At 65.1% G+C, this 22,306-nt stretch carries 20 protein-coding genes; 5 read left to right on the top strand and 15 right to left on the bottom strand.

Going from position 1 to position 22,306, the window contains the following annotated elements; genetic code table 11:
- Nucleotides 1-2: 2 nt before the first annotated feature.
- The 3 genes from DMX10_RS13010 to rraA are packed head-to-tail and all read right to left on the bottom strand — an operon-like array spanning nucleotide 3 to nucleotide 1,809.
- Nucleotides 3-248 carry a CrfX protein gene (locus DMX10_RS13010; protein WP_111261449.1) on the bottom strand — a complete coding sequence of 82 codons (246 nt, stop codon included), beginning with the start codon at nucleotides 246-248 and terminating at the stop codon, nucleotides 3-5.
- A gap of 54 nt (nucleotides 249-302) precedes the next feature.
- Nucleotides 303-1,298, bottom strand: coding sequence for a zinc transporter ZntB (locus tag DMX10_RS13005; RefSeq protein WP_111261448.1), 996 nt, complete (start codon nucleotides 1,296-1,298; stop codon nucleotides 303-305).
- 22 nt (nucleotides 1,299-1,320) lie between these two features.
- The gene (gene rraA / locus DMX10_RS13000; protein ID WP_021220316.1) at nucleotides 1,321-1,809 is read right to left on the bottom strand and encodes a ribonuclease E activity regulator RraA; all 489 of its coding nucleotides are present in this window, start codon (nucleotides 1,807-1,809) and stop codon (nucleotides 1,321-1,323) included.
- A 14-nt stretch (nucleotides 1,810-1,823) separates the two neighbouring features.
- Here rraA and DMX10_RS32785 point away from each other — a divergent pair, with 14 nt between their 5' ends.
- Complete coding sequence (locus DMX10_RS32785; RefSeq protein WP_158545601.1) at nucleotides 1,824-2,165, top strand: hypothetical protein; 342 nt, start codon at nucleotides 1,824-1,826, stop codon at nucleotides 2,163-2,165.
- Nucleotides 2,166-2,194: 29 nt separating this feature from the next.
- On the opposite strand, the gene DMX10_RS12990 is transcribed toward DMX10_RS32785, so the two are convergent.
- Together DMX10_RS12990 and ppsA are read right to left on the bottom strand one after the other, a co-directional pair.
- Complete coding sequence (locus DMX10_RS12990) at nucleotides 2,195-3,178, bottom strand: alpha/beta fold hydrolase (RefSeq protein ID WP_111261446.1); 984 nt, start codon at nucleotides 3,176-3,178, stop codon at nucleotides 2,195-2,197.
- A 65-nt stretch (nucleotides 3,179-3,243) separates the two neighbouring features.
- Nucleotides 3,244-5,613, bottom strand: a complete 2,370-nt coding sequence (gene ppsA / locus DMX10_RS12985; protein WP_111261445.1) for a phosphoenolpyruvate synthase — start codon at nucleotides 5,611-5,613, stop codon at nucleotides 3,244-3,246.
- A 160-nt stretch (nucleotides 5,614-5,773) separates the two neighbouring features.
- Between ppsA and DMX10_RS12980 the strand changes: the two genes are divergently transcribed.
- The gene (locus DMX10_RS12980) at nucleotides 5,774-6,592 is read left to right on the top strand and encodes a pyruvate, water dikinase regulatory protein (protein ID WP_111261444.1); all 819 of its coding nucleotides are present in this window, start codon (nucleotides 5,774-5,776) and stop codon (nucleotides 6,590-6,592) included.
- A gap of 87 nt (nucleotides 6,593-6,679) precedes the next feature.
- Here the strand turns inward: DMX10_RS12980 and prpF are convergent, their stop codons facing one another.
- From prpF to DMX10_RS12955, 5 genes are all read right to left on the bottom strand, one after another.
- Nucleotides 6,680-7,867, bottom strand: a complete 1,188-nt coding sequence (gene prpF, locus DMX10_RS12975; RefSeq protein ID WP_111261443.1) for a 2-methylaconitate cis-trans isomerase PrpF — start codon at nucleotides 7,865-7,867, stop codon at nucleotides 6,680-6,682.
- A 171-nt stretch (nucleotides 7,868-8,038) separates the two neighbouring features.
- Nucleotides 8,039-10,648, bottom strand: a complete 2,610-nt coding sequence (gene acnD / locus DMX10_RS12970; RefSeq protein WP_178082949.1) for a Fe/S-dependent 2-methylisocitrate dehydratase AcnD — start codon at nucleotides 10,646-10,648, stop codon at nucleotides 8,039-8,041.
- A gap of 14 nt (nucleotides 10,649-10,662) precedes the next feature.
- Nucleotides 10,663-11,823 (bottom strand): 2-methylcitrate synthase, encoded by a 1,161-nt coding sequence (gene prpC / locus DMX10_RS12965; RefSeq protein ID WP_111261441.1) that lies wholly within the window; start codon nucleotides 11,821-11,823, stop codon nucleotides 10,663-10,665.
- Nucleotides 11,824-11,952: 129 nt separating this feature from the next.
- Nucleotides 11,953-12,840: a methylisocitrate lyase gene (gene prpB, locus DMX10_RS12960; RefSeq protein WP_111261440.1), complete on the bottom strand. Its 888-nt coding sequence runs from the start codon at nucleotides 12,838-12,840 to the stop codon at nucleotides 11,953-11,955.
- Nucleotides 12,837-13,559, bottom strand: a complete 723-nt coding sequence (locus DMX10_RS12955; protein WP_111261439.1) for a GntR family transcriptional regulator — start codon at nucleotides 13,557-13,559, stop codon at nucleotides 12,837-12,839. The genes prpB and DMX10_RS12955 overlap by 4 nt, the downstream gene beginning before the upstream one ends.
- Nucleotides 13,560-13,844: 285 nt before the next feature.
- Here DMX10_RS12955 and DMX10_RS12950 point away from each other — a divergent pair, with 285 nt between their 5' ends.
- Genes DMX10_RS12950 through DMX10_RS12940 form a run of 3 tightly spaced genes read left to right on the top strand, consistent with a single transcriptional unit; the run spans nucleotide 13,845 to nucleotide 16,903 of the window.
- Complete coding sequence (locus DMX10_RS12950; protein ID WP_111261438.1) at nucleotides 13,845-14,381, top strand: ATP-dependent zinc protease; 537 nt, start codon at nucleotides 13,845-13,847, stop codon at nucleotides 14,379-14,381.
- Nucleotides 14,382-14,386: 5 nt separating this feature from the next.
- Entirely contained in the window at nucleotides 14,387-15,913 is a 1,527-nt protein-coding gene (locus tag DMX10_RS12945) for an inactive transglutaminase family protein (protein WP_111261437.1), read from the top strand.
- A gap of 3 nt (nucleotides 15,914-15,916) precedes the next feature.
- On the top strand, nucleotides 15,917-16,903 hold the full coding sequence (locus DMX10_RS12940) for an alpha-L-glutamate ligase-like protein (protein ID WP_043243282.1): 987 nt from the start codon (nucleotides 15,917-15,919) through the stop codon (nucleotides 16,901-16,903).
- A 241-nt stretch (nucleotides 16,904-17,144) separates the two neighbouring features.
- Here DMX10_RS12940 and DMX10_RS12935 read toward each other — a convergent pair whose 3' ends face one another.
- The 5 genes from DMX10_RS12935 to DMX10_RS12915 form a co-directional block, all read right to left on the bottom strand.
- Nucleotides 17,145-18,305, bottom strand: a complete 1,161-nt coding sequence (locus DMX10_RS12935; protein WP_111261436.1) for a MalM family protein — start codon at nucleotides 18,303-18,305, stop codon at nucleotides 17,145-17,147.
- Nucleotides 18,305-19,897, bottom strand: coding sequence for an outer membrane protein transport protein (locus tag DMX10_RS12930; RefSeq protein WP_178082948.1), 1,593 nt, complete (start codon nucleotides 19,895-19,897; stop codon nucleotides 18,305-18,307). The genes DMX10_RS12935 and DMX10_RS12930 overlap by 1 nt, the downstream gene beginning before the upstream one ends.
- A 16-nt stretch (nucleotides 19,898-19,913) precedes the next feature.
- Nucleotides 19,914-20,918: a transporter gene (locus tag DMX10_RS12925; protein WP_111261435.1), complete on the bottom strand. Its 1,005-nt coding sequence runs from the start codon at nucleotides 20,916-20,918 to the stop codon at nucleotides 19,914-19,916.
- Nucleotides 20,919-20,961: 43 nt separating this feature from the next.
- Nucleotides 20,962-21,723: a C39 family peptidase gene (locus tag DMX10_RS12920; RefSeq protein WP_111261434.1), complete on the bottom strand. Its 762-nt coding sequence runs from the start codon at nucleotides 21,721-21,723 to the stop codon at nucleotides 20,962-20,964.
- 86 nt (nucleotides 21,724-21,809) lie between these two features.
- Nucleotides 21,810-22,256 carry a DUF6160 family protein gene (locus DMX10_RS12915; RefSeq protein WP_111261433.1) on the bottom strand — a complete coding sequence of 149 codons (447 nt, stop codon included), beginning with the start codon at nucleotides 22,254-22,256 and terminating at the stop codon, nucleotides 21,810-21,812.
- Between the last annotated feature and the right edge of the window lie 50 nt (nucleotides 22,257-22,306).

Genomic DNA, 22,306 nt, shown 5'->3' with positions numbered 1-22,306 from the left:
GTTCAATCAGCCTTGTCAGCGGAGCGTTTCGATGAGGTACGACGAGAGACCGGCGCCACGTGGGCCGAGCCGTTGTTGAGGGCGATCATCAGTGCCTCGGCCCAATGGCCGAGCAGGCTGAACAGGTCGCCGACGCCAACCTGGCGGTTGGCGGTCTTGAGCACGCGGCCCAGCGCGGCGTTGTCATCGTGCTCGGATGACGAACGCTTGAGCAGGTCCCGCAGGGATTCTTCGAACGGATCGTGCATGCGCACCTCACGTGGATATGTCGGCTAGACGAGGCCAGCGATCAGCGGGTCACATCAGAGCCAGCGCAGGCGACGAAAGAGCCACCACTGGAACGCGGCGACGCCGAGAATCAGCAGGCAGGCGACGACGAAGCCATAGGGCGCGTCGGCACCAGGGATACCCCCGACGTTGATACCCAGCAGGCCGGTGATGAAGCTCATCGGCAGGAAGAAACCGGTGATGATGCCCAGCAGGTACATGGTGCGGGTCATGCGCTCGCTCATGCGCCGGTTCTCCGACTCCAGCACCAGGCCGACGCGCTCGCGGATCAGCTCGAGCTCTTCCAGGTAGCGGGTGAGGCGGTTGTTCAGCTCGTTCCAGTAATCGGTGTCGTCGGCGGCGAACCAGCTCATGCGGTTGCGCATCAGCTGGCCATAGATGTCCCGCTGCGGCGCCAGGAAACGCTTGAGGCCGGCGGCGCGACGACGGATGTGCAGCATCAGGTCGTGATCGGGGTTGTAGCGCTCGCTGGCATCCAAGCGCTCCTCCTGCTCGTCGACCTCCTCGGAAAGCGAGGCGACCAGGGCATCGACCTTGTCGGTCAGGTGCTCGGCCAGGTAGAGCAGCACCTCGGAGGCGGTCTTCGGCCCGGTGCCGCCATTCCACTGCTCGATCAGCTCGTCGGTGGCGTGCAGCGGTCGCAGGCGCAGGGAGATGACGCGCTGCGCATCGGCGAAGATGCGCACCGCGACCATGTCCTCGGGCTGGGCACCCGGGTTGAGGTTGACGCCTCGCAGGAACAGCAGCAGCTGGTTCTCCGGCAGGCTCACCAGGCGCGGGCGGGTGCTTTCCTCCAGCAGCAGGTCACAGGCGAACTCGCTCAGCCCGCTGGCCTCGCGCAGCCACTGGCGCGCCAGCGCGTGGCCGCGGTCCCAGTGCAGCCAGAGGCTTTCCGGTTCCTGCAGCTCGATGACATCCAGCTCGTCCTTGGTGATGGAGCGCGCCCCACCCCGGCCATCCAGGACATAGGCGTGCACCAGCCCCCAGCGTACGTTGCGTTCCTCGACCATCCTCAGCGAGTACCCCGTCCGGTCATTCCGGCATCTTCAGGGCTTGCGGAGAGACGATGATGCCGTTGTTGTCGGCATAGACGAATTCGCCCGGGCGGAAGGTGATGCCGCCGAAGGTGACGGCCACGTTGAGGTCGCCGATACCGCGCTTGTCGGTCTTCATCGGATGGCTGGCCAGGGCCTGTACACCCAGGTCGGTCTGGGCGATGACGTCGACGTCGCGGATGCAGCCGTATACGACGATGCCTTCCCAGCCGTTCTTCGCCGCCTTCTCGGCCAGCATGTCGCCCAGCAGGGCGCGACGCAGGGAGCCGCCGCCGTCCACCACCAGCACCTTGCCCTGGCCCGGCAGGTCGACCTGCTCCTTGACCAGGGAGTTGTCCTCGAAGCACTTGATGGTGACGATCTCGCCACCGAAGGAATCGCGGCCGCCGAAGTTGCTGAACATCGGCTCGACGACCTGCACCAGGTCCGGGTACGCGTCGCACAGATCAGGGGTGACGTATTGCATGGCAAGGCTCCTTGATGGGTTTACAGGTCGAGGCCGACACGATCACCGTCATGAGCCAGCGTCAGCCGAAGCGGCGGCGAACAGGCCGCATCGAGGGCGCGGCCACTGTCCGGATCGAAGGCGATCCCGTGGCGGGAACAGCGCAGCACCCTACCTTCGAGCGTGCCGTTGTGCAAGGGCGCGCCCCTGCGCCGGCGTGGGTTTTCCAGGATGATGCCCTGCTGATCACCGACGATCAGCAGCAATTGACGGCCACTCGGCTGGCAAGTCCCGCACTGGCCATCCTGCTGATCGATCCGGCGCTCCAGCGCGACGAGCCTGCACCCTCCGCCTCGATACGGCCCCTGCATCTTTAGCACAGCGCCATAGCGCCTGGAATGGGGCTTCAGACGGCGGGCACCGCCTGGCCGAACGAGCCGGGCAACTGCAACTGACCGAGCCAGTGCTCCACCAGCGGCCAGACCTCCTGCTGGGCATGCTTGCTGACCAGCATCTCGATATGACCGTAGTCGTCGGCGAAGCCATTCTCTCGGGACAGGCAGAGGAACTGCTTCGCCTCGCTGCCGAACTGCTCCAGCAGCTTGCGGCAGGCCCAGGCCGGGTCCTGCCGGTCGCCGGCAGCACCGACGGCCAATACCGGCACATTCACCTCGGCGAGCCCCTTCCACCAGTCGCGCTCGGCATCGCCGAAGCGACCGAACAGGCCGTGCCAGCGCAGGCTTTCCAGGCCGATGCCGATGGGCTCGTCCTCGGGCCCGCGCTTGAGGCCAGGCCCGGACAGCACGGCCAGGCGCTTGAGCAGGAAGCGTCCGCTCCACTCCACCGGCGGAACCTTCAGGGGCCAGTAGACGCGACTGATCTGGCTGCCGAACAATGCGACGGACGCAACGTGCTCCCCCGCCAGGTAATGACCGCCCAACGCCGCCGCAAGCGTGATCCCGCCCAGGGAATGACCGATCCAGTGGGGCGCCTGCGCCGCCTGTTCGCGGACGAAGGCCCCGATGGCCGGCAGGTCGTAGCGCGCGTAGTCGGCGACGCGGTTGCGCCGGTAGTCCTGGTTGCGCGGCGACAGGCCGTGGCCACGCATCTCGGCGATCCACACGTCGAAGCCGGCACGGGCCAGGTGCGGGCCGAGCCCGAGGCCTTTGGGCGAGTACCAGAAGCGACGATTGGAGAAGCTGCCGTGCAGGAGGACCACGGGTACGCCACGCTGCTCCTCGTGGCCGGGCAGCCCCAGCCGGGTGATGACCAGCTCGACACTGGAGTCGGGGCTGTTTCCGGGCTTGAGGCGATAGACGTCTTCCGTGATGTCGCCACGGAGTTCCGCGCTGATCAGCGCGACGGGGAATAGATCACTGCTGCTTTGCATGAATGCTACTTGCACGAAAAAGGGCGGGTTTGCAGCCCGCCCTTCTTCTGGTTGCGGTTAGAAGGTCACGCCTGGCCTTCGGCCAGGAAGAACCAGGTATCGAGGACCGAGTCGGGGTTCAGCGACACGCTCTCGATGCCCTGCTCCATGAGCCACTTGGCCAGGTCCGGATGGTCGGACGGGCCCTGGCCGCAGATGCCGATGTACTTGCCGGCCTTGTTGCAGGCGGCGATGGCATTGGCCAGCAGCTTCTTGACCGCCGGATTACGCTCGTCGAACAGGTGGGCGACGATGCCGGAGTCACGGTCCAGGCCCAGGGTCAGCTGGGTCAGGTCATTGGAACCGATGGAGAAGCCATCGAAGAACTCGAGGAACTCCTCGGCCAGCAGCGCGTTGGACGGCAGCTCGCACATCATGATGACCTTGAGGCCGTTGTCGCCGCGCTTCAGGCCGTTGCTGGCCAGCAGCTCGACCACCTGGCTGGCTTCGCCCAGGGTACGGACGAAGGGCACCATGATCTCGACGTTGGTCAGGCCCATGTCGTTGCGCACTTTCTTCAGCGCACGGCATTCCAGCTCGAAGCAGTCACGGAAGGATTCGCTGATGTAGCGCGAGGCGCCACGGAAGCCGAGCATCGGGTTCTCTTCTTCCGGCTCGTAGAGCTTGCCGCCGATCAGGTTGGCGTATTCGTTGGACTTGAAGTCCGAGAGACGCACGATGACCTTCTTCGGCCAGAAGGCCGCGGCCAGGGTGCTGATGCCCTCGACCAGCTTCTCGACGTAGAAGCCGACCGGATCGTCATAGCCGGCGATGCGCTTCTCGACGCTGTCCTTGATCTCGCTGGGCAGGCCGGCGAAGTTCAGCAGCGCCTTGGGGTGCACGCCGATCATGCGGTTGATGATGAATTCCAGGCGCGCCAGGCCGACACCCTCGTTGGGCAGCTGGGCGAAGTCGAAGGCGCGGTCGGGGTTGCCGACGTTCATCATGATCTTGAACGGCAGCTCGGGCATGGCGTCGACGGAGTTCTTGCGGATGTCGAAGCCCAGTTCGCCTTCGAAGATGAAGCCGGTGTCGCCTTCGGCGCAGGAGACGGTCACGCCCTGGCCATCCTTCAGCACCTGGGTCGCGTTGCCGCAGCCGACGACAGCCGGGATGCCCAGTTCACGGGCGATGATCGCGGCGTGGCAGGTACGGCCGCCACGGTTGGTGACGATGGCGCTGGCGCGCTTCATCACCGGTTCCCAGTCCGGGTCGGTCATGTCGGAGACCAGCACGTCGCCCGGCTGGACCTTGTCCATCTCGGAAACGTCGTGGATCACCTTCACCGGGCCGGCGCCGATGCGCTGGCCGATGGCGCGGCCTTCCACCAGGACGGTGCCCTTTTCCTTCAGCAGGTAGCGCTCCATCACGGTGGCGCTGGCGCGGCTCTTAACGGTCTCGGGACGGGCCTGCACGATGTACAGCTTGCCGTCGTCACCGTCCTTGGCCCATTCGATGTCCATCGGGCGACCGTAGTGCTTCTCGATGATCATGGCCTGCTTGGCCAGCTCGGTGACCTCGGCATCGGTGATGCAGAAGCGGGCGCGTTCGGCGCGGTCGACGTCGACGGTCTTCACCGACTTGCCGGCCTTGGCTTCGTCGCCGTAGATCATCTTGATCGCCTTGCTGCCCAGGTTGCGGCGCAGGATCGCGGGGCGGCCGGCTTCCAGGGTGTGCTTGTGCACGTAGAACTCGTCGGGGTTCACCGCGCCCTGCACCACGGTCTCGCCGAGGCCGTAGGCACCGGTGATGAACACCACGTCACGGAAGCCGGACTCGGTGTCCAGGGTGAACATCACGCCGGCGGTGCCGGTTTCCGAGCGCACCATGCGCTGCACGCCGGCGGACAGGGCGACCAGCTTGTGGTCGAAACCCTGGTGCACGCGGTAGGCGATGGCGCGGTCGTTGAAGAGGGAAGCGAAGACTTCCTTGGCGGCACGGATCACGTTGTCCACGCCACGGATGTTGAGGAAGGTTTCCTGCTGGCCGGCGAAGGACGCATCCGGCAGGTCCTCGGCGGTGGCGGAGGAGCGCACGGCCACGGCCATGTTGTCATTGCCACCGGCCATGGTGGCGAAGGCGGAACGGATCTCGGCATCCAGGCGCGGGGGGAACTCGGCGTCCATCACCCACTGGCGGATCTGCGCACCGGTCTTGGCCAGGGCAGCGACATCATCGACATCGAGGGCATCCAGCGCGGCGTGGATCTGATCATTGAGGCCGCTCTGCTCGAGGAAGTCGCGATAGGCCTGCGCAGTAGTGGCGAAACCACCGGGAACGGATACCCCGGCGCCAGCCAGATTGCTGATCATCTCGCCCAGGGATGCGTTCTTGCCCCCCACATGCTCAACATCGTGGACGCCGAGCTTATCGAGGGAAACTACGTACTCTACCAAGGTGATCTCTCCACTATCTGTTGGAAAAGCTCGTGCGGAGCGGTTCCGCCGTGTTCTGGCGCGAGGCCGGAAAAATGAGTCACAATGCGGGCCGGCAATGGGCCAGCAAAAACGGGCCTATGATAGCCAAGAATCGATCCCGACTTAAGGCCTTTGGCGCATGAAACGAACCGCTTTTTTCATCTCCGACGGTACCGGCATCACCGCTGAAACCCTCGGGCAGAGCCTGTTGGCGCAGTTCGAGACCATTACCTTCGCGAAGCTCACGCGGCCTTATATAGACAGCGTCGAAAAAGCGCGCGCCATGGTACAGCAAATCAATATAGCTGCCGAGGCGGACGGGGCCCGGCCCATCATCTTCGACACCATAGTGAACCAGGAAATCCGTGACATTCTCGCCACGTCCAACGGGTTCATGATCGACATCTTCTCGACCTTCCTCTCCCCGCTGGAACAGGAACTCACCTCGCACTCCTCGTACTCGGTGGGCAAGTCGCACTCGATCGCCCACAGCGCCAACTACATGGAGCGCATCGAGGCCGTGAACTTCGCCCTCGACAACGACGACGGCGCCCGCACCCATTACTACGACAAGGCCGACCTCATCCTCGTTGGCGTATCCCGCTGCGGAAAGACGCCGACCTGCCTGTATATGGCAATGCAATACGGAATTCGTGCGGCAAATTATCCGCTGACCGAAGAGGACATGGAGCGCCTGCAACTGCCGGCCGCCCTGAAGAAGTACAAGAGCAAGCTGTTCGGCCTGACCATCGACCCCGATCGCCTCACCGCGATCCGCAACGAGCGCAAGCCCAACAGCCGCTACGCCAGCTTCGCCCAGTGCGAGTTCGAGGTCCGCGAGGTGGAGAACCTGTTCCGCCGCGAGAACATCAACTTCATCAACTCCACGCATTTCTCGGTCGAGGAAATCTCGGCGAAGATCCTCGTCGAGAAAGGCGTCGAGCGGAGGCTCAAGTAAGTCTTTAGCTGGAAGCTGGAAGCTGGAAGCTGGAAGCTGGAAGCTGGAAAGCATTCGACTTCAAGCTTCAGGCTTCCAGCTAATGCTCTAGAGCGCCTCCCCCGGAACTCTTACCACTCCCTCCATCAATATCCGCGCACTGCGGCTCATGATCGCCTTGGTCACCTGCCACTGGCCGTCCACCTGCCGGGCTTCGGCGCCCACGCGCAGGGTGCCCGAAGGGTGTCCGAAACGCACCGCCGTGCGCTCGCCGCCGCCGGCCGCCAGGTTCACCAGGGTGCCGGGGATGGCCGCCGCGGTGCCAATGGCGACCGCCGCCGTGCCCATCATCGCGTGGTGCAGCTTGCCCATGGACAGCGCCCGCACCAGCAGGTCGATCTCGTCGGCCTTCACCGTCTTGCCGCTGGAGGCCCGGTAGTCCCTGGGCGGCGCGACGAACGCCACCTTCGGCGTGTGCTGGCGGGTCAGCGCCTCTTCGGGGGCCTTGATCAGCCCCATGCGCAGCGCGCCGGCGACACGGATCTTCTCGAAGCGCGCCAGCGCCTCGGGGTCGCCGTTGATGGCCTCGCGCAGCTCGGTGCCGGTGTAGCCGATGTCTTCGGCGTTGACGAACACCGTGGGAATGCCGGCAGTGATCAGGGTCGCCTTGAAGGTGCCCACGCCCGGCACGTCCAGCTCATCCACCAGGTTGCCGGTGGGGAACATCGAACCGCCCTCCTCCCCGTCATCCGACGGATCGAGGAATTCCAGCACGATCTCCGCCGCCGGGAAGGTCACCCCGTCCAGCTCGAAATCGCCGGTTTCCTGCACCTGGCCATCGGTGACCGGCACGTGGGCGATGATGGTTTTCTGGATGTTGGCCTGCCAGATGCGCACCACGCAGGTGCCGTTGGCCGGAATGCGTGACGGGTCCACCAGCCCGGCATGGATGGCGAAGGCGCCCGCCGCGGTGGACAAATTGCCACAGTTGCCGCTCCAGTCGACGAAGGCCTTGTCGATGGAGACCTGCCCGTAGAGGTAGTCGACATCGTGCCCGGGCTGGCTGCTCTTCGACAGGATCACGCACTTGCTGGTACTTGAGGTCGCCCCGCCCATGCCGTCGATGTGCGCAGCGTAGGGATCGGGGCTGCCGATCACCCGCATGAACAGCCGGTCACGGGCCTCGCCCGGCACCTGGCAGGCCTCGGGCAGGTCCTGCAGGCGGAAGAACACGCCCTTGCTGGTGCCGCCACGGATGTAGGTGGCGGGGATTTTCACTTGCGGCAGATGAGCCATGAGTGCAGTCCTGAGAAAGGGCCCGGATGCCATCCGGGCATGACCATGTTCGGTACTCCCCGGATTGCATCCGGGCTAAGTCCTCGATGAGCCGCAGGGTGGATGGCGCTTTTCCGTCCACCAATGGCAAGCACCACGGTGGATCGATGAGGCGCCCTCCACCCCACGCAGTCAGGCGACCTCGCCCTTGAGGAAGTCCTTGGCAAAGCGCTGCAGCACGCCACCGGCCTTGTACACGCTGACGTCGGCGGCAGTGTCCAGGCGGCAGGTGACCGGCACCCGCACCACCTCGCCGTTGCGACGATTGACCACCAGGGTCAGGTCGCAGCGCGGCGAAATGTCGCCTTCGACGTCGTAGGTCTCGGTGCCGTCCAGGCCCAGGGTCAGGCGCGTGGTGCCCGGCTTGAACTCCACCGGCAGCACACCCATGCCCACCAGGTTGGTGCGGTGGATGCGCTCGAAGCCTTCGGCCACGATCACTTCCACACCCGCCAGGCGCACGCCCTTGGCCGCCCAGTCGCGGGACGAGCCCTGCCCGTAGTCGGCACCGGCCACGATGATCAGGTTCTGCTTGCGGTTCATGTAGGTCTCGATGGCTTCCCACATGCGCATCACCTGGCCTTCCGGCTCCACGCGGGCCAGCGAGCCCTTCTTCACCTGCCCGTCGACCACGGCCATCTCGTTGACCAGCTGCGGGTTGGCGAAGGTGGCGCGCTGGGCCGTCAGGTGGTCGCCACGGTGGGTGGCGTAGGAGTTGAAGTCCTCCTCCGGCAGGCCCATTTTCGCCAGGTACTCGCCGGCGGCCGAGTCCGCCAGGATGGCGTTGGACGGCGACAGGTGGTCGGTGGTGATGTTGTCCGGCAGGATCGCCAGCGGCCGCATGCCCTTGAGTGTGCGCTCGCCGGCCAGCGCGCCTTCCCAGTACGGGGGGCGGCGGATGTAGGTGGACATCGGACGCCAGTCGTACAGCGGGCTTTCCGCTTCCTGCACGCTGCCCAGGTCGAACATCGGGATGTAGATCTGCTTGAACTGCTCGGGCTTCACCGAGGCCGCGACGATGGCGTCGATCTCCTCGTCGCTTGGCCACAGGTCCTTCAGCGTGACGGGGTTGCCCTGGGCATCGGTGCCCAGCGGGTCCTGCTCGATGTCGAAACGCACGGTGCCGGCGATGGCATAGGCCACCACCAGCGGCGGCGAGGCGAGGAAGGCCTGCTTGGCGTAGGGGTGGATGCGCCCGTCGAAGTTGCGGTTGCCCGAGAGCACGGCGGTGGCGTACAGGTCGCGGTCGATGATCTCCTTCTGGATCACCGGGTCCAGCGCGCCGGACATGCCGTTACAGGTGGTGCAGGCGTAGGCGACGATGCCGAAGCCGAGTTTCTCCAGCTCCGGCAGCAGACCGGCTTCCTCCAGGTACAGCTTGGCGACCTTGGAGCCCGGCGCAAAGGAGGTCTTCACCCAGGGCTTGCGCACCAGGCCGAGGGCATTGGCCTTCTTCGCCACCAGGCCGGCAGCGATCACGTTGCGCGGGTTGGAGGTGTTGGTGCAGCTGGTGATGGCAGCGATGATCACCGCGCCATCGGGCATCAGGCCCTTCGCCTCTTCGTCACGACCGGCCTGCAGCTTGGCCTCGTCGGCGATGCCGCGCTCGGCCAGCGCCGAGGTGGGCAGGCGGCGGTGCGGGTTGGAGGGGCCGGCCATGTTGCGCACCACGCTGCCCAGGTCGAAGCTCAGCACGCGCTCGTACTCGGCGGTCTTCAGCGCGCTGCTCCACAGCCCCAGAGTCTTGGCGTAGTGCTCCACCAGCGCCACCTGCTCCGGCTCGCGGCCGGTGAGCTTGAGGTAGTCGATGGTCTGCTCGTCGATGTAGAACATCGAGGCGGTGGCGCCGTATTCCGGGCACATGTTGGAGATGGTCGCGCGGTCGCCGATGGACAGGCTGTCCGCCCCCTCGCCGAAGAACTCGACGTAGGCGCCCACCACACGCTCCTTGCGCAGGAACTCGGTGATCGCCAGGACGATGTCGGTGGCGGTGATGCCGGGCTGACGCTTGCCGGTCAGCTCGACGCCGACGATGTCGGGCAGGCGCATCATCGACGGGTGGCCGAGCATCACGGTCTCGGCTTCCAGGCCGCCGACACCGATGGCGATCACGCCCAGGGCGTCCACGTGCGGGGTGTGCGAGTCGGTGCCGACGCAGGTGTCGGGGAAGGCGATGCCGCCGCGCGCCTGGATCACCGGGCTCATCTTCTCCAGGTTGATCTGGTGCATGATCCCGTTCCCGGCGGGGATCACGTCGACGTTCTTGAACGCGGTCTTGGTCCACTCGATGAAGTGGAAGCGGTCCTCGTTGCGGCGGTCCTCGATGGCGCGGTTCTTCTCGAAGGCATCCGGGTCGAAGCCGGCAGCTTCCACTGCCAGGGAGTGGTCGACGATCAACTGGGTCGGCACCACCGGGTTGACCTTGGACGGGTCCCCGCCCTGCTCGGCGATGGCATCACGCAGGCCGGCCAGGTCCACCAGCGCGGTCTGCCCGAGGATGTCGTGGCAGACCACGCGCGCCGGGTACCAGGGGAAGTCCAGGTCGCGCTTGCGATAAACCAGCTGCTCCAGCGATGCGGTCAGGTCGGCGGGCTCGCAACGGCGCACCAGCTGCTCGGCCAGCACGCGGGAGGTGTAGGGGAGCTTGTCCCAGGCGCCGGCCTGGATCGCCTCGACCGCCTCGCGGGCGTCGAAGTAATCCAGCGCGGTGCCGGGCAAGCGCTTGCGGTATTGGCTGTTCACGGTCGTGGTCATTGTTATTTACGGTCCTTGAGCGGCACGAACTTCAGGTCTTCAGGGCCTGTGTAGTTGGCGCTCGGGCGGATGATCTTGCCGTCGATGCGCTGTTCGATGACGTGGCTGGACCAACCCGAGGTGCGGGCGATCACGAACAGCGGGGTGAACATGGCGGTGGGCACGCCCATCATGTGGTAGCTGACGGCGCTGAACCAATCGAGGTTGGGGAACATCTTCTTGATGTCCCACATGGTGCTTTCCAGGCGCTCGGCGATGTCGAACATCTTGGTGTTGCCCTGCTCCACGGAGAGCTCGCGAGCCACTTCCTTGATCACCTTGTTGCGCGGGTCGGAGACGGTGTAGACCGGGTGGCCGAAGCCGATGATCACTTCCTTCTTCTCGACACGGGCGCGGATGTCGGCCTCGGCCTCATCCGGGCTGTCGTAGCGCTTCTGCACTTCGAAGGCCACTTCGTTGGCGCCGCCATGCTTGGGCCCGCGCAGCGCGCCGATGGCGCCGGCGATGCAGGAATACATGTCCGAGCCGGTGCCGGCGATCACCCGCGAGGTGAAGGTGGAGGCGTTGAACTCGTGCTCGGCGTACAGGTTCAGCGAGGTGTGCATGGCGCGCACCCAGGATTCGCGGGGCTTCTCGCCATGCAGCAGGTGCAGGAAGTGGCCGCCGATGGAGTCGTCGTCGGTCTCCACCTCGATGCGCTTGCCGTTGTGGCTGTAGTGGTACCAGTACAGCAGCGCGGAACCGAGGGAGGCCATCAGCTTGTCGGCGATGTCGCGGGCGCCAGGGTGGTTGTGGTCGTCCTTCTCCGGCGACAGGCAGCCCAGCACGGAGACGGCAGTGCGCATCACGTCCATCGGGTGGGCGGAAGGCGGCAGCTGCTCCAGCGCAGCCTTGACGCCAGCGGGCAGGCCGCGCAGGGCCTTGAGCTTGGCCTTGTAGCCGGCCAGTTCGGCCACATTGGGCAGCTTGCCGTGGACCAGCAGGTGGGCGATCTCTTCGAATTCGCAGCGATTGGCGAAATCCAGCACGTCGTAGCCCCGGTAGTGCAGGTCGTTGCCGGTACGGCCCACGGTGCACAGGGCGGTGTTGCCGGCGGCGGTGCCGGAAAGGGCCACGGATTTCTTCGGCTTGAAGCCCGGAGTGGTGGTTTCGGTGGTGCTCATCGGTATCTCCTCGAGTCTTTTTGTTCTGTTGCGCTGTATGGCGGGCCGGAAGGTGATCCGATGAAGCCCTACCAGCGACGCTGATGGGGTGGGCTGAAGCGGATCGCCGCCCGGCCCACCCTGCCCTGATTACTTCTTGCCGGCGGCGAACAGCGCATCGAGCTTCTGCTCGAAGGCGTGGTAGCCGATGCGGTCGTACAGCTCCGCGCGGGTCTGCATCAGCTCGATCACGTCCTTCTGGTGGCCGCTCTGGCGAATGGCGGTGTACACGGTTTCCGCCGCCTTGTTGGCCGCGCGGAAGGCCGACAGCGGGTAGAGCTGGATGGCCACGCCAACCGAGGCCAGCTCGTCCCGGGTGAACAGCGGGGTGGCGCCGAACTCGGTGATGTTGGCCAGCACCGGCACGTTCAGCTCCTTGACGAAGCGCGCGTAGGTGGGCAGGTCGTAGGCGGCCTCGGCGAAGATGCCGTCGGCGCCGGCTTCGACGTAGCGCTTGCAGCGCTCGATGGCGGCGTCCACGCCCTCGGCCTGGATGGCGTCGGTGCGGGCGATGAGGAAGAAGTCCGGGTCGGTCCGGGCGTCAGCGGCGGCGCGCACGCGGTCGACCATCTCCTCGCAGGAGACGATCTCCTTGCCCGGGCGGTGGCCGCAACGCTTGGCACCGACCTGGTCCTCGATGTGGGCCGCGGCGGCGCCGGCCTTGATCAGGTTCTTCACCGTGCGTTCGATGTTGAAGGCGCTCGGGCCGAAGCCCGTGTCGATGTCCACCAGCAACGGCAGGTCGCAGACATCGGTGATGCGGCGCACGTCGGTGAGCACGTCGTCCAGGGTGTTGATGCCCAGGTCCGGCAGGCCCAGCGAACCCGCCGCCACGCCACCACCGGAAAGATAGATGGCCTTGTAGCCGGCACGCTTGGCCAGCAGCGCATGGTTGGCGTTGATCGCACCGATCACCTGCAGCGGGCTTTCTTCGGCAAGGGCCTGGCGGAAGCGCTGGCCGGCGGAGAGCTGGGTCATGAATCACCTCGGGTCTGGGAGGGGTTGGCGACGGCGCCCTGGTAGTGGCGCTCGATATTGCGCTTGGAGGCGCCGATGTGACGGCGCATCAGCAGCTCGGCCAGTTCACCGTCACGGTCGGCGATGGCATCGAGAATGCGGTGGTGCTCGGCAAAGGCCTGGCGCGGGCGATTGGGCACGCTGGAGAACTGCAGGCGGTACATGCGCACCAGCTGGTACAGCTCGCCGCAGAGCATGCGGGTCAGGGTCTGGTTGCCGCTGCCCTGGATGATCCGGTAGTGGAAGTCGAAGTCGCCTTCCTGCTGGTAGTAGCCACGTCCAGCCTGGAAGGCCTCGTCGCGCTCATGGGTCTCCAGCACCGCGCGCAGCTCGTCGATCTCCGCCTGGGTCATGCGCTCGGCCGCGAGGCGGCAGGCCATGCCCTCGAGGGATTCACGGATTTCATAGAGTTCGATCAGCTCGGCATGGCTCAGGGACACCACCCGCGCACCGACGTGGGGGACGCGCACCAGCAGCTTCTGCCCTTCCAGGCGATGGATCGCCTCGCGCAGCGGGCCGCGGCTGATGCCGTAGGCACGCGCCAGCTCGGGCTCGGAAATCTTGCTGCCGGGCGCGATCTCGCCCTTGACGATGGCCGCCTGGATGCGCCGGAAGACGTGCTCGGACAGGGTTTCCGAATCTTCGGTTTGGGCGACGGGTTCTTCAGCGGCATCCAGCATGATTGTCGACACATTGAAAATTAACATCGACAAACTACCGCCGCAGACCATTTCAGTCAAACCAAAACACAGCCATTGTCGACAATCGTCGTAGATCGCAAAAAATTCATTTGAACCCGTCACAGCCTTAACAAAGCGTCATAAGCGTCTGTCGCCCCGGAAAACCTGCGTGTTAGAATGCGCCGCTCATGCGCCTGGCGGGGCGCTGCTAGACTCGTACGCCAGGCGCCGAGGCCATCAGGCCAGGCATCGGGCATCAGGACCTCGAACGTTCTCCAAGGACCCATGACTCTCAAGCCCTTCGCATTGCTCATATGCCTGCTAGCACTGCCAGGCCTCAGCCTTGCCGCCGACAAGACCATCTATGGCCTGAACGAATACGCCCGTCTCTCCGGCCTCGACCTGGTGGTCGCCGCCAAGCTCGACACCGGCGCCAAGACAGCCTCCCTGAGTGCCCGCGACATCAAGCGCTTCAAGCGTGATGGCGAAACCTGGGTACGCTTCTACCTGGCCATCGACGATGCCCACGCGCATCCCATCGAGCGGCCCCTGGCGCGCATCAGCAAGATCAAGCGCCGTGCCGGCGACTACGATCCGGATGAAGACAAGACCTACACGGCACGCCCGGTGATCGAACTCGACGTCTGCATGGGCAGCGCCCTGCGCACGATCGAAGTGAACCTCACCGACCGTAGCGCTTTCCAATACCCGCTTCTGATCGGTTCCGAGGCGCTCAAGCGCTTCGATGCACTGGTCGACCCGAGCCTTAAATACGCTGCCGGCCAACCCGGCTGTGCCACTGACGCAAACTCTGCCGAGTAACTCACATGCGCTCTCTTACCCTGCATCTGAAAGTCCTGATCACCCTGCTGGTGAGCCTGGGCATTCTGATAACGGCCTACCAGATCTTCATTCAGGGCATCCCGATCACCGAGGATGAGACCGACGACCTCTGGAACATCGACGCCAAGGTCGAATTCCAGGCCAGCCCGCGCGACCCGATCAAGGTGCAGATGTTCGTGCCGCCGCTGAACCGGGACTACGTCAGCCTCAACGAGAGCTTCATCTCCAACAACTACGGCGTGAGCATCAATCGCGTGGACGGCAACCGCAAGGTGACCTGGTCCGCCCGCCGCGCCAGCGGCAACCAGACCCTCTACTACCGCCTGGTGCTGACCAAGCGCTACAGCGGCGAGAAGCCCAAGGACAAGGGGCCGATCTTCCGTGACAGCATCCCGGTCGAAGGGGCCGAGAAGATCGCCGCCGAAGCCCTGCTGGCGCCCATCCGCCAGCACTCGGCCGACGTCGAGACCTTCATCAGCGAAACCATCAAGCGCACCAACAACCTGAACGACGACAACGTCAAGTTGCTCCTCGCCGGCGACCAGAGCACGCAGAACAAGGCCAAGGCCATCGAGCTGCTGCTGTCCATCGCCCACGTACCGATGGAGCGCGTGCACACCATCCGCCTCGCCGCCGACCAGCCGCAGAGCCCCGAGCTCTGGCTGCGCAGCTTCAACGGCGAGAACTGGCTGTACTTCAACCCCGAGACCGGCGAGCAGGGCCTGCCGGCCGACCGCCTGGTGTGGTGGACCGGTGACGACAACCTGATCACCGTCGACGGAGGCAAGAAGGCCCAGGTGACCTTCAGCCTGAACAACAGCGAGATGAACGCCATCCGCCTGGCCAAGCTGACCGACGAGAACACCGACGCCGACTTCCTCGAATACTCGCTCTACGGCCTGCCGCTGCAGACCCAGCAGACCTACCAGATCATGATCATGATCCCGATCGGCGTGCTGGTGATCCTCATCCTGCGCAACCTCGGCGGCCTGCAGACCCTGGGTACCTTCACCCCGGTGCTGATCGCCCTCGCCTTCCGCGAGACGCAACTGGGCTTCGGCATCGCCCTGTTCACCATCATCACGGCGCTGGGCCTGTCGTTGCGGTCCTACCTCGAACACCTGAAGTTGCAGATGTTGCCCAGGCTGTCGGTGGTGCTGACGTTCGTGGTGATCCTGATCGCGGTGATCAGCCTGCTCAGCCACAAGCTGGGCCTGGAGCGCGGCCTGTCCGTGGCGCTGTTCCCGATGGTGATCCTGACCATGACCATCGAACGCCTGTCCATCACCTGGGAAGAGCGCGGCGGTGGCCATGCCTTCAAGGTCGCCATCGGCACGCTGTTCGCCGCCACCCTGGCGCACCTGCTGATGACCGTGCCGGAGCTGACCTACTTCATCTTCACCTTCCCGGCCGTGCTGCTGATCATGGTGGGCTTCATGCTGGCGATGGGTCGCTACCGCGGCTACCGCCTGACGGAGCTGTTCCGCTTCAAAGCCTTCCTGAAGGACTGAGCCATGTTCGGCCTGATCAAGACGTGGAAAGCCCTCGAAGCCAAAGGCATCATGGGCATCAACCGTCGCAACGCGGACTACGTGCTGAAGTACAACAAACGGCACCTGTACCCGATCGTCGACGACAAGATCATCACCAAGATGCGCGCCATCGAGGCGGGCATCCACGTGCCGGAAATGTACGGGATCATTTCCACCGAGAAGGAGATCGACAAGCTCGACGAGATCATCGGCGAGCGCAACGATTTCGTGATCAAGCCCGCCCAGGGCGCCGGCGGCGACGGCATCCTGGTGATCGCCGACCGCTTCGAAGGCCGTTACAAGACGGTCTCCGGGAAGATCATCAGCCACGAGGAGATCGAGCATCAGATCTCCTCGATCCTCACCGGCCTCTACTCCCTCGGCGGGCACCGCGACCGCGCGCTGATCGAGTACCGCGTGACCCCGGACCAGATCTTCAAGAGCATCAGCTACGAAGGCGTACCGGACATCCGCATCATCGTGCTCATGGGCTACCCCGTGATGGCGATGCTGCGCCTGCCCACCCGCCAGTCCAACGGCAAGGCCAACCTGCACCAGGGCGCCATCGGCGTGGGCGTCGATCTCGCCACCGGCGTCACCCTGCGCGGCACCTGGCTGAACAACAAGATCGCCAAGCACCCGGACACCACCAACGCGGTGGACGGCGTGCAGCTGCCCAACTGGGACGGCTTCATGAAGCTGGCGGCCGGCTGCTACGAGCTGTGCGGCCTGGGCTACATCGGGGTCGACATGGTGCTGGACCAGGAAAAGGGCCCGCTGATCCTCGAACTCAACGCTCGCCCCGGCCTGAACATCCAGATCGCCAACGACTGCGGGCTGACCCATCGCGCCCACGCGGTGGAAGCCCGCATCGCCGAGCTGCAGGAAAAAGGCATCGTGGAAACCCCGGAGGAACGCGTGCGCTTCTCCCAGGAACTGTTCGGCCACGTGCACCCCGCCGAACTCTGATCCGCCCTGCGGCAACAAAAAAGCCCGGCCATGTGCCGGGCTTTTTCATGCCAGGGATTCGGGGTAGAGGTGCTCAATCCGTGGGATGGGTAGTCCGTAGGATGGGTAGAGCGGAGCGAAACCCATCGCTGCAGGTGCTCCAAGACACAGGAGCCGTCACGCGCTCCAAAGCCGAGGCGTACCAGGCTCAATGCACGGGATCGTCGGGTTGCACCCGACCTACGCCATACTCCTCAGCCCCCTACCTGACGATCGCCAGCTCGAATGCGCCCTCGTCCACGTGCTCGTGCACCTGCATGCCGGCCTCGCTGACGGCCAGATCCTGCATCGGGCGCTTGAAGGGTTTATTGTCGAGGGTGTTGAGGCTGCGGTCCTCGTCGGTGGTGAGCAGCAGCGCGTAGCGCTCGCCCTGGTTGGCGCGGACCTGCACGGTGCCTTCGATGTAGGCGTAGCGGTACCAGGTCTCGCCATGCAGCTGGTAGACGGCGTCGCTCACCAGGCGCGTCGGGCGCTTGGCCTCGTCGAGGAAGAGGATCGAGGGGTAGACCACCTGGCGGTTGGCGAAGCTGCGGATGCGCAGGCCATAGGCGCGCCCAGAACGCGGCAGCTTGAGGGCCGCGTAGTAGCTGCGACCCATGGGGAAGGCGAAGCTGGGGGAGAAACGGTTGAGCTCCTCGTAGCGCGGCTCCTCGGCGGACAACTCGGTGAAATCCCCCTCCGGCAGCTGCCCGCAGCACTGGTCGACCAGCCCCTGGTACAGCGACTGGCTGCGCTCCTCGCTGCCTTCCAGCAGGGCCTTCATCGCCTCACTGGGCTGGCCGTCCAGCGACGGTAGGATGGCGGCCTTGCGCTCGAATTCGACCTGGCGGCTCTCGGTGTAGGCCACGGGCTGGCCAATGCCCTCCTCCGCCTGCGGCTCACCGCCCTTGGCCGGGACCCTGGAGTTGTGGGTGCGGCCCTGTTCGTCCACCCAGGTGAAGTAGGCCGCACCGTTCTCGGGCCGCGAGTAGCCGCGCCCTTCCAGCACATCGGCGTCGATGTACTCGGTCGAGCGCTTGCCGCTGGGCAGCAGGTAGTCGCGCTCCCCGGCCGGCACCTGGCCCGCCGCGTAGAAGCTGTTCTGCAGGTTGCCGCTGGCATCCACCCAGGTGAAGTAGCGGCGCTTCTGCTCACCACCGGTGTTGCCGCCCGTCCCGCCCGCTGCGCCCTGCTCCTGCAGGCGTGCCAGGTCGCTGCGGCTGATGCGCTGGGCCGCCTGGCGCTGCTGCTCGCCGTAGCGCTCGCCGACGAAGCTGTTGTGCACCCGGCCGTTGTCGTCGATCCAGGTCAGGTAGCGCCCGCTGGCGGCCTGGGTGTGGGCCGCCAGGGCGGTGATGAGGCAAAGCGCGGCGTGGGTCTTCATCAGAATGTCGTCGTGTAGGTCATGGCCACGATGTAGGCCTTCACCGAGGTCGTCACATCCTGGCCCGCATAGGGGTTGTAGACCAGGTTGTCGATGCCGGTGCAGTTGAGGTTGCAGCTGGTGTTGGCCTTGGTGGTCTGCGAGGTGACGAAGTAGTTGAAGCCGATATCGATGGTGGTGTCCTTGTCCCAGCGGTAACCCAGCCCGAGGCCGTAGAGCTGGGCGTCGCCGATGGGCGCCAGCACGTCGGCCTTGTTGCCGGGGATGGCCGAAGGGCGCCATTCGTAGCCGGCGCGCAGGGCCAGGCGGTCGGTGACGTCGTACTGCGCCCCCAGCGCCCAGCTCCAGGTATCGCGATAGCCACGGTCCAGGGTCAGGGTGGTGGCGGTGGCATTGCCGCCGCTGAAGTTCTTGGCGATGCGCAGCACGTCCAGCTCGCGGTCGAACTCGATCTCGAACTCGTTCCAGTCGCTGTAGCCGCTCCACTTCAGGTCGGCGTTGAACTGCCAGCGCTCGAAGGGCCTGATCTTGATCCCGGTGGAGAAGTTGTCCGGGTAGGTCATGGTCATGCTGGCGTTGCCCACCTCCTCGTCGACGTTGCCGTAGGGGAAGAGCGGGCTGAGGATCTGCCCGAAGACCGCCCCCTGGAAGCCGGTCCAGAAGCCCTGCCAATCCTTGGAATAGTCCACCCGGTACTTGCCCTGCAGGTGCATGCGCGCCTCGCTCTGGTAGGTGGCGCCCCAGGCGAACCAGTCGGTGGGCTCCCAGAGCACGCCGATGTTCCAGGTGGGTGACAGCGACTGCTGCAGGTCCAGGTCGATATTGGCCAGGGTGTCGAAGGGGCCGATACGGCCGCCGCAGACGTTGATGAGCGGACCGAGGATTTCTTCCATGCCTGGCTCGCAGAGCACCTTGTTGAGCAACCCCACCAGCCCGGTGAGCATGCTCGGGTTGCGGAAGTCCTCGTTCAGCGCCAGGGCCTGGTGCGAGAAGCCCACCGACAGGCCCACCGACAGCTCGTCGTTGACCTGGTAGCCCACCGACGGCGAGAAGTAGGTGATGCGCTGGATCGCCACCTCGCGCCCCTGGTAGCGCCCGGGGTCGCTGTCCGAGTCCCGCGAATAGCCCAGCGCCATGGGCGCGTAGACGTTGGTGGCGAAGGTGAACTTGGAGCCCGGCGGGTTGATCGACAGGCCCGCCAGGGGCGCCACCAGCAGCGGCATGTCGGTCATGCCGCCCATGCCCGGCAGGTACATGGCAGGCGTGAGGGTACGGCTGCTGGAGTTGGCCACGGGATCATCGGTGAACCCCATGACGTTGTAGCCGTCCGGCGCATCGAACTCGGCGCGGATATCCATCACCCCGGCGATCATCTTCACCGTGGTCTGGCGACCCTTGAGCTTGGTCAGCGCCGCCGGGTTGTAGTGCACCGCGTCGATCCCGGTGGAGTCGGCGGTCACGGCGTTGGCCATGGCCATCGCCTTGGGGTTGCCAATGGTCAGGTCGTTGGCCAGTTGCGCCTGCACGCCGCCCGCCCAACCGGCCCCCAACCCCGCCAGCGCCAGGGCCAGCGGCGAAATTCGCATCGTCATGTCGTCGCCTCGCCGGTTACTGGGCCTTCAGGCCTTTTATGTCCAGAGGTACGGAGAACCCCAGCATCACGTCCGGGGAGTCCTCGGTCATGCCGAAACCGGCGTTGACGTTGACGATGTAATCGGGAGAGGTCCGCAGGCCGAGCGAGAAGTTCATGATCGCGCTGGTCTGCTCGGTGCCTTCGAACTCGGTGTCGCCGAAGGTGTAGGTCGGCTTGGTGGTGTAGGCCATCTGGTAGGAGGTGGCCAGGGACACGTCGTAGGACAACGCATAGGCGAAGCCCATGCTCAGGGACAGGGTATTGCCCGGGTCGACATCTTCCAGCAGGCGGCCGCCACGGTTCTGGTGGATGCCGTGCACCGGCATGTTGTAGGTGTAGCCGACCGAGCCGAACAGCACGACCGGGTCGATCACGTAGGAGGTGTTGGCCCCCACGCCCAGGCTGTAGTAGCCGTTGCCGGTGGAGAGGTCCGTCTCGTTGTTGATGTCGAAGGGGCTCTCGCCGGTGGGCAGGCCGAGGGTGGCGAACAGGGTGGTGACCGGCCGTCCGCGGGTGGCGGACCAGGGCTGCCAGCGCAGGCTGCCGGAGATGTCGCCGAGGCTGTAGACGTTGACGTCGCGCTCGGTGTCGTACTTGGCCACGAAGGGCAGGCGCACGCTGAAGGTCAGGTTGTCCCAGATGCCGTAGTCGAAGGTGAAGGAGTTGGTGAAGGTGTGCTGGGCTTCGCTGCGGGGGATCACGCTGTAGACGTTGCTGCCCGTGCGCACCTGCTCGATCTGCACGTCGCGCACCAGCGAATAGTCGAAGCCGTAGGTGAGCGTGCGCTCGCCTTTCTTCAGCAGGGTGTAGCTCTTCTCCGATGCCTGGAATACCTGCTCCAGCGCCTTGGCGCTGTCGGCATCCCCTTCCTTCTTGGTCAGCGCCTCACGCGCATCGTCCACCGAGCTCTCCTCGGCCCACAGCGGCCCGCAGGCGCCCAGCGCCAGCACGGCCAGCCATGCGTATCCCCTCACTCCCATGGCACTTTTACCCCTGGTTTTATTCTTACTTATGCGGGTTTTTCTATTTGCGTCTGATGTACTGGATGTCGCCTCCCGAGCCCAGTTGGTCGATCTGGTTCTCGGTGAACTTGGTGATCTGCGGGAACTGCTGGAACGCCAGCAGGCTGACGGTGCGATCGTCCACCAGGCGCAGGTCACGCTCGGTCAGGGCCATGGCGTTGGGCGGCTCGTTTCCAGTCGGGTAGATCACGAACAGCACGTTCCCATCCCACACCTCCTCGAACCGGGTGCGGGTGAAGCTGATGTTTCCCAGGGCGGGATCAGCGATGAACACGTGATCGTTGTACACATCGCGCACCACCACGAAATGCTTGAAGCCACCGTAGTGAATGGGCACCAGCGCAGGATGCTCCAGTTGGTCGAGGTCCTCGAACTCGGCCCGGAAGCCCCCGCTCTTGTAGCCCAGCGCGGCCACGAAGCGTTTCATGTCCAACAGCGAGAAACCGCGTCGCTCGACGATCTTGTCGGCCTCGCCATAACGCAACAGCCCCTCCATCACCTGGCGCTCCTCGAGGTTGCGACCCAGGTAGTAATCCAGCAGGCCGGTCAACGCGGCGGAACCGCAGCTGTAGTCGTAGGCCTGGCGGATGACGTTGCGGAACTGCAATTGGCTCATGGGCTCCGGATTGACGGTCTCCCGGTAGGGACCGTTGGGCACCATGGCCTGGGTGATGTTCACGGAGCCCTTGGGCTGTGGCTTGGTATCCACGGCCTGGGTGAACCCGAACAACCCCAGCAGACTGCCGACCAGGATCTCGATCATTGCCGTTCCGAATGCAGGGCTGGCGAAAGAAAGGCCCGCCGGCCGAAGCCGACGGGACCTTCCACATCACGGGGTGGAGCGACCTGTCAGTGGCCCCAAACCTTGATGGTGGTACCGGCCAGGTTCAGATCGCTGACGGCCAGGGTACCGATGCTGGCGGCGGAGGCGTCGCCCATGCGGATGGCGCCCACGCTCAGCTCGCCGGTGATGGTCGGCAGGGTGATCTGCAGCTTGTCGCTGGCGCCGGCGCCAGAGCCGCCGTCGATCACGTCGACCAGGATCGGCGCGCTATCGGAGATGTTGAAGCCGGAGAAGGCGATGGTCTCAAGGCGCAGGCTGCCGGTGGCGCTGCCTTCCTTGTCGTTGTAGACCACACTGCCGATGGTGCCGTTGAAGTTACCGGAGATGCTGATGCCATCCTGACCGGTAACGCTGGAGAGAGCGGAGTCATCCATGGCTTTCAGGTCGGCCTGGGCCATGAACGGAGCAGCGAGCACAGCAGCGGCGAGAGCCAGTTGTTTGAAGCTTTTCATTGTTGTTATCTCCAAGGTTCACAGGTGGGTTGCCCCGGGGGCCTGCCGCC

The sequence above is a fragment of the Pseudomonas sp. 57B-090624 genome (assembly GCF_003234055.1).
GTDB lineage: Bacteria > Pseudomonadota > Gammaproteobacteria > Pseudomonadales > Pseudomonadaceae > Metapseudomonas > Metapseudomonas tohonis.
This window is presented reverse-complemented; position numbering and strand designations above follow the sequence as displayed.

Excerpts from the sequence above, each read along its gene's own strand:
- DMX10_RS12925 (WP_111261435.1), bottom strand. The coding sequence starts at position 20,918 with ATGGGAGTGAGGGGATACGCATGGCTGGCCGTGCTGGCGCTGGGCGCC.
- DMX10_RS12920 (WP_111261434.1), bottom strand. The coding sequence starts at position 21,723 with ATGATCGAGATCCTGGTCGGCAGTCTGCTGGGGTTGTTCGGGTTCACC.
- DMX10_RS13005 (WP_111261448.1), bottom strand. The coding sequence starts at position 1,298 with ATGGTCGAGGAACGCAACGTACGCTGGGGGCTGGTGCACGCCTATGTC.
- DMX10_RS12990 (WP_111261446.1), bottom strand. The coding sequence starts at position 3,178 with ATGCAAAGCAGCAGTGATCTATTCCCCGTCGCGCTGATCAGCGCGGAA.
- DMX10_RS12935 (WP_111261436.1), bottom strand. The coding sequence starts at position 18,305 with ATGAAGACCCACGCCGCGCTTTGCCTCATCACCGCCCTGGCGGCCCAC.
- DMX10_RS12930 (WP_178082948.1), bottom strand. The coding sequence starts at position 19,897 with ATGACGATGCGAATTTCGCCGCTGGCCCTGGCGCTGGCGGGGTTGGGG.
- DMX10_RS12955 (WP_111261439.1), bottom strand. The coding sequence starts at position 13,559 with ATGCTGGATGCCGCTGAAGAACCCGTCGCCCAAACCGAAGATTCGGAA.
- prpB (WP_111261440.1), bottom strand. The coding sequence starts at position 12,840 with ATGACCCAGCTCTCCGCCGGCCAGCGCTTCCGCCAGGCCCTTGCCGAA.
- DMX10_RS12980 (WP_111261444.1), top strand. The coding sequence starts at position 5,774 with ATGAAACGAACCGCTTTTTTCATCTCCGACGGTACCGGCATCACCGCT.
- DMX10_RS12945 (WP_111261437.1), top strand. The coding sequence starts at position 14,387 with ATGCGCTCTCTTACCCTGCATCTGAAAGTCCTGATCACCCTGCTGGTG.
- rraA (WP_021220316.1), bottom strand. The coding sequence starts at position 1,809 with ATGCAATACGTCACCCCTGATCTGTGCGACGCGTACCCGGACCTGGTG.
- DMX10_RS12915 (WP_111261433.1), bottom strand. The coding sequence starts at position 22,256 with ATGAAAAGCTTCAAACAACTGGCTCTCGCCGCTGCTGTGCTCGCTGCT.
- prpF (WP_111261443.1), bottom strand. The coding sequence starts at position 7,867 with ATGGCTCATCTGCCGCAAGTGAAAATCCCCGCCACCTACATCCGTGGC.
- DMX10_RS13010 (WP_111261449.1), bottom strand. The coding sequence starts at position 248 with ATGCACGATCCGTTCGAAGAATCCCTGCGGGACCTGCTCAAGCGTTCG.
- DMX10_RS12940 (WP_043243282.1), top strand. The coding sequence starts at position 15,917 with ATGTTCGGCCTGATCAAGACGTGGAAAGCCCTCGAAGCCAAAGGCATC.
- DMX10_RS12950 (WP_111261438.1), top strand. The coding sequence starts at position 13,845 with ATGACTCTCAAGCCCTTCGCATTGCTCATATGCCTGCTAGCACTGCCA.
- DMX10_RS32785 (WP_158545601.1), top strand. The coding sequence starts at position 1,824 with ATGGGTTTACAGGTCGAGGCCGACACGATCACCGTCATGAGCCAGCGT.
- prpC (WP_111261441.1), bottom strand. The coding sequence starts at position 11,823 with ATGAGCACCACCGAAACCACCACTCCGGGCTTCAAGCCGAAGAAATCC.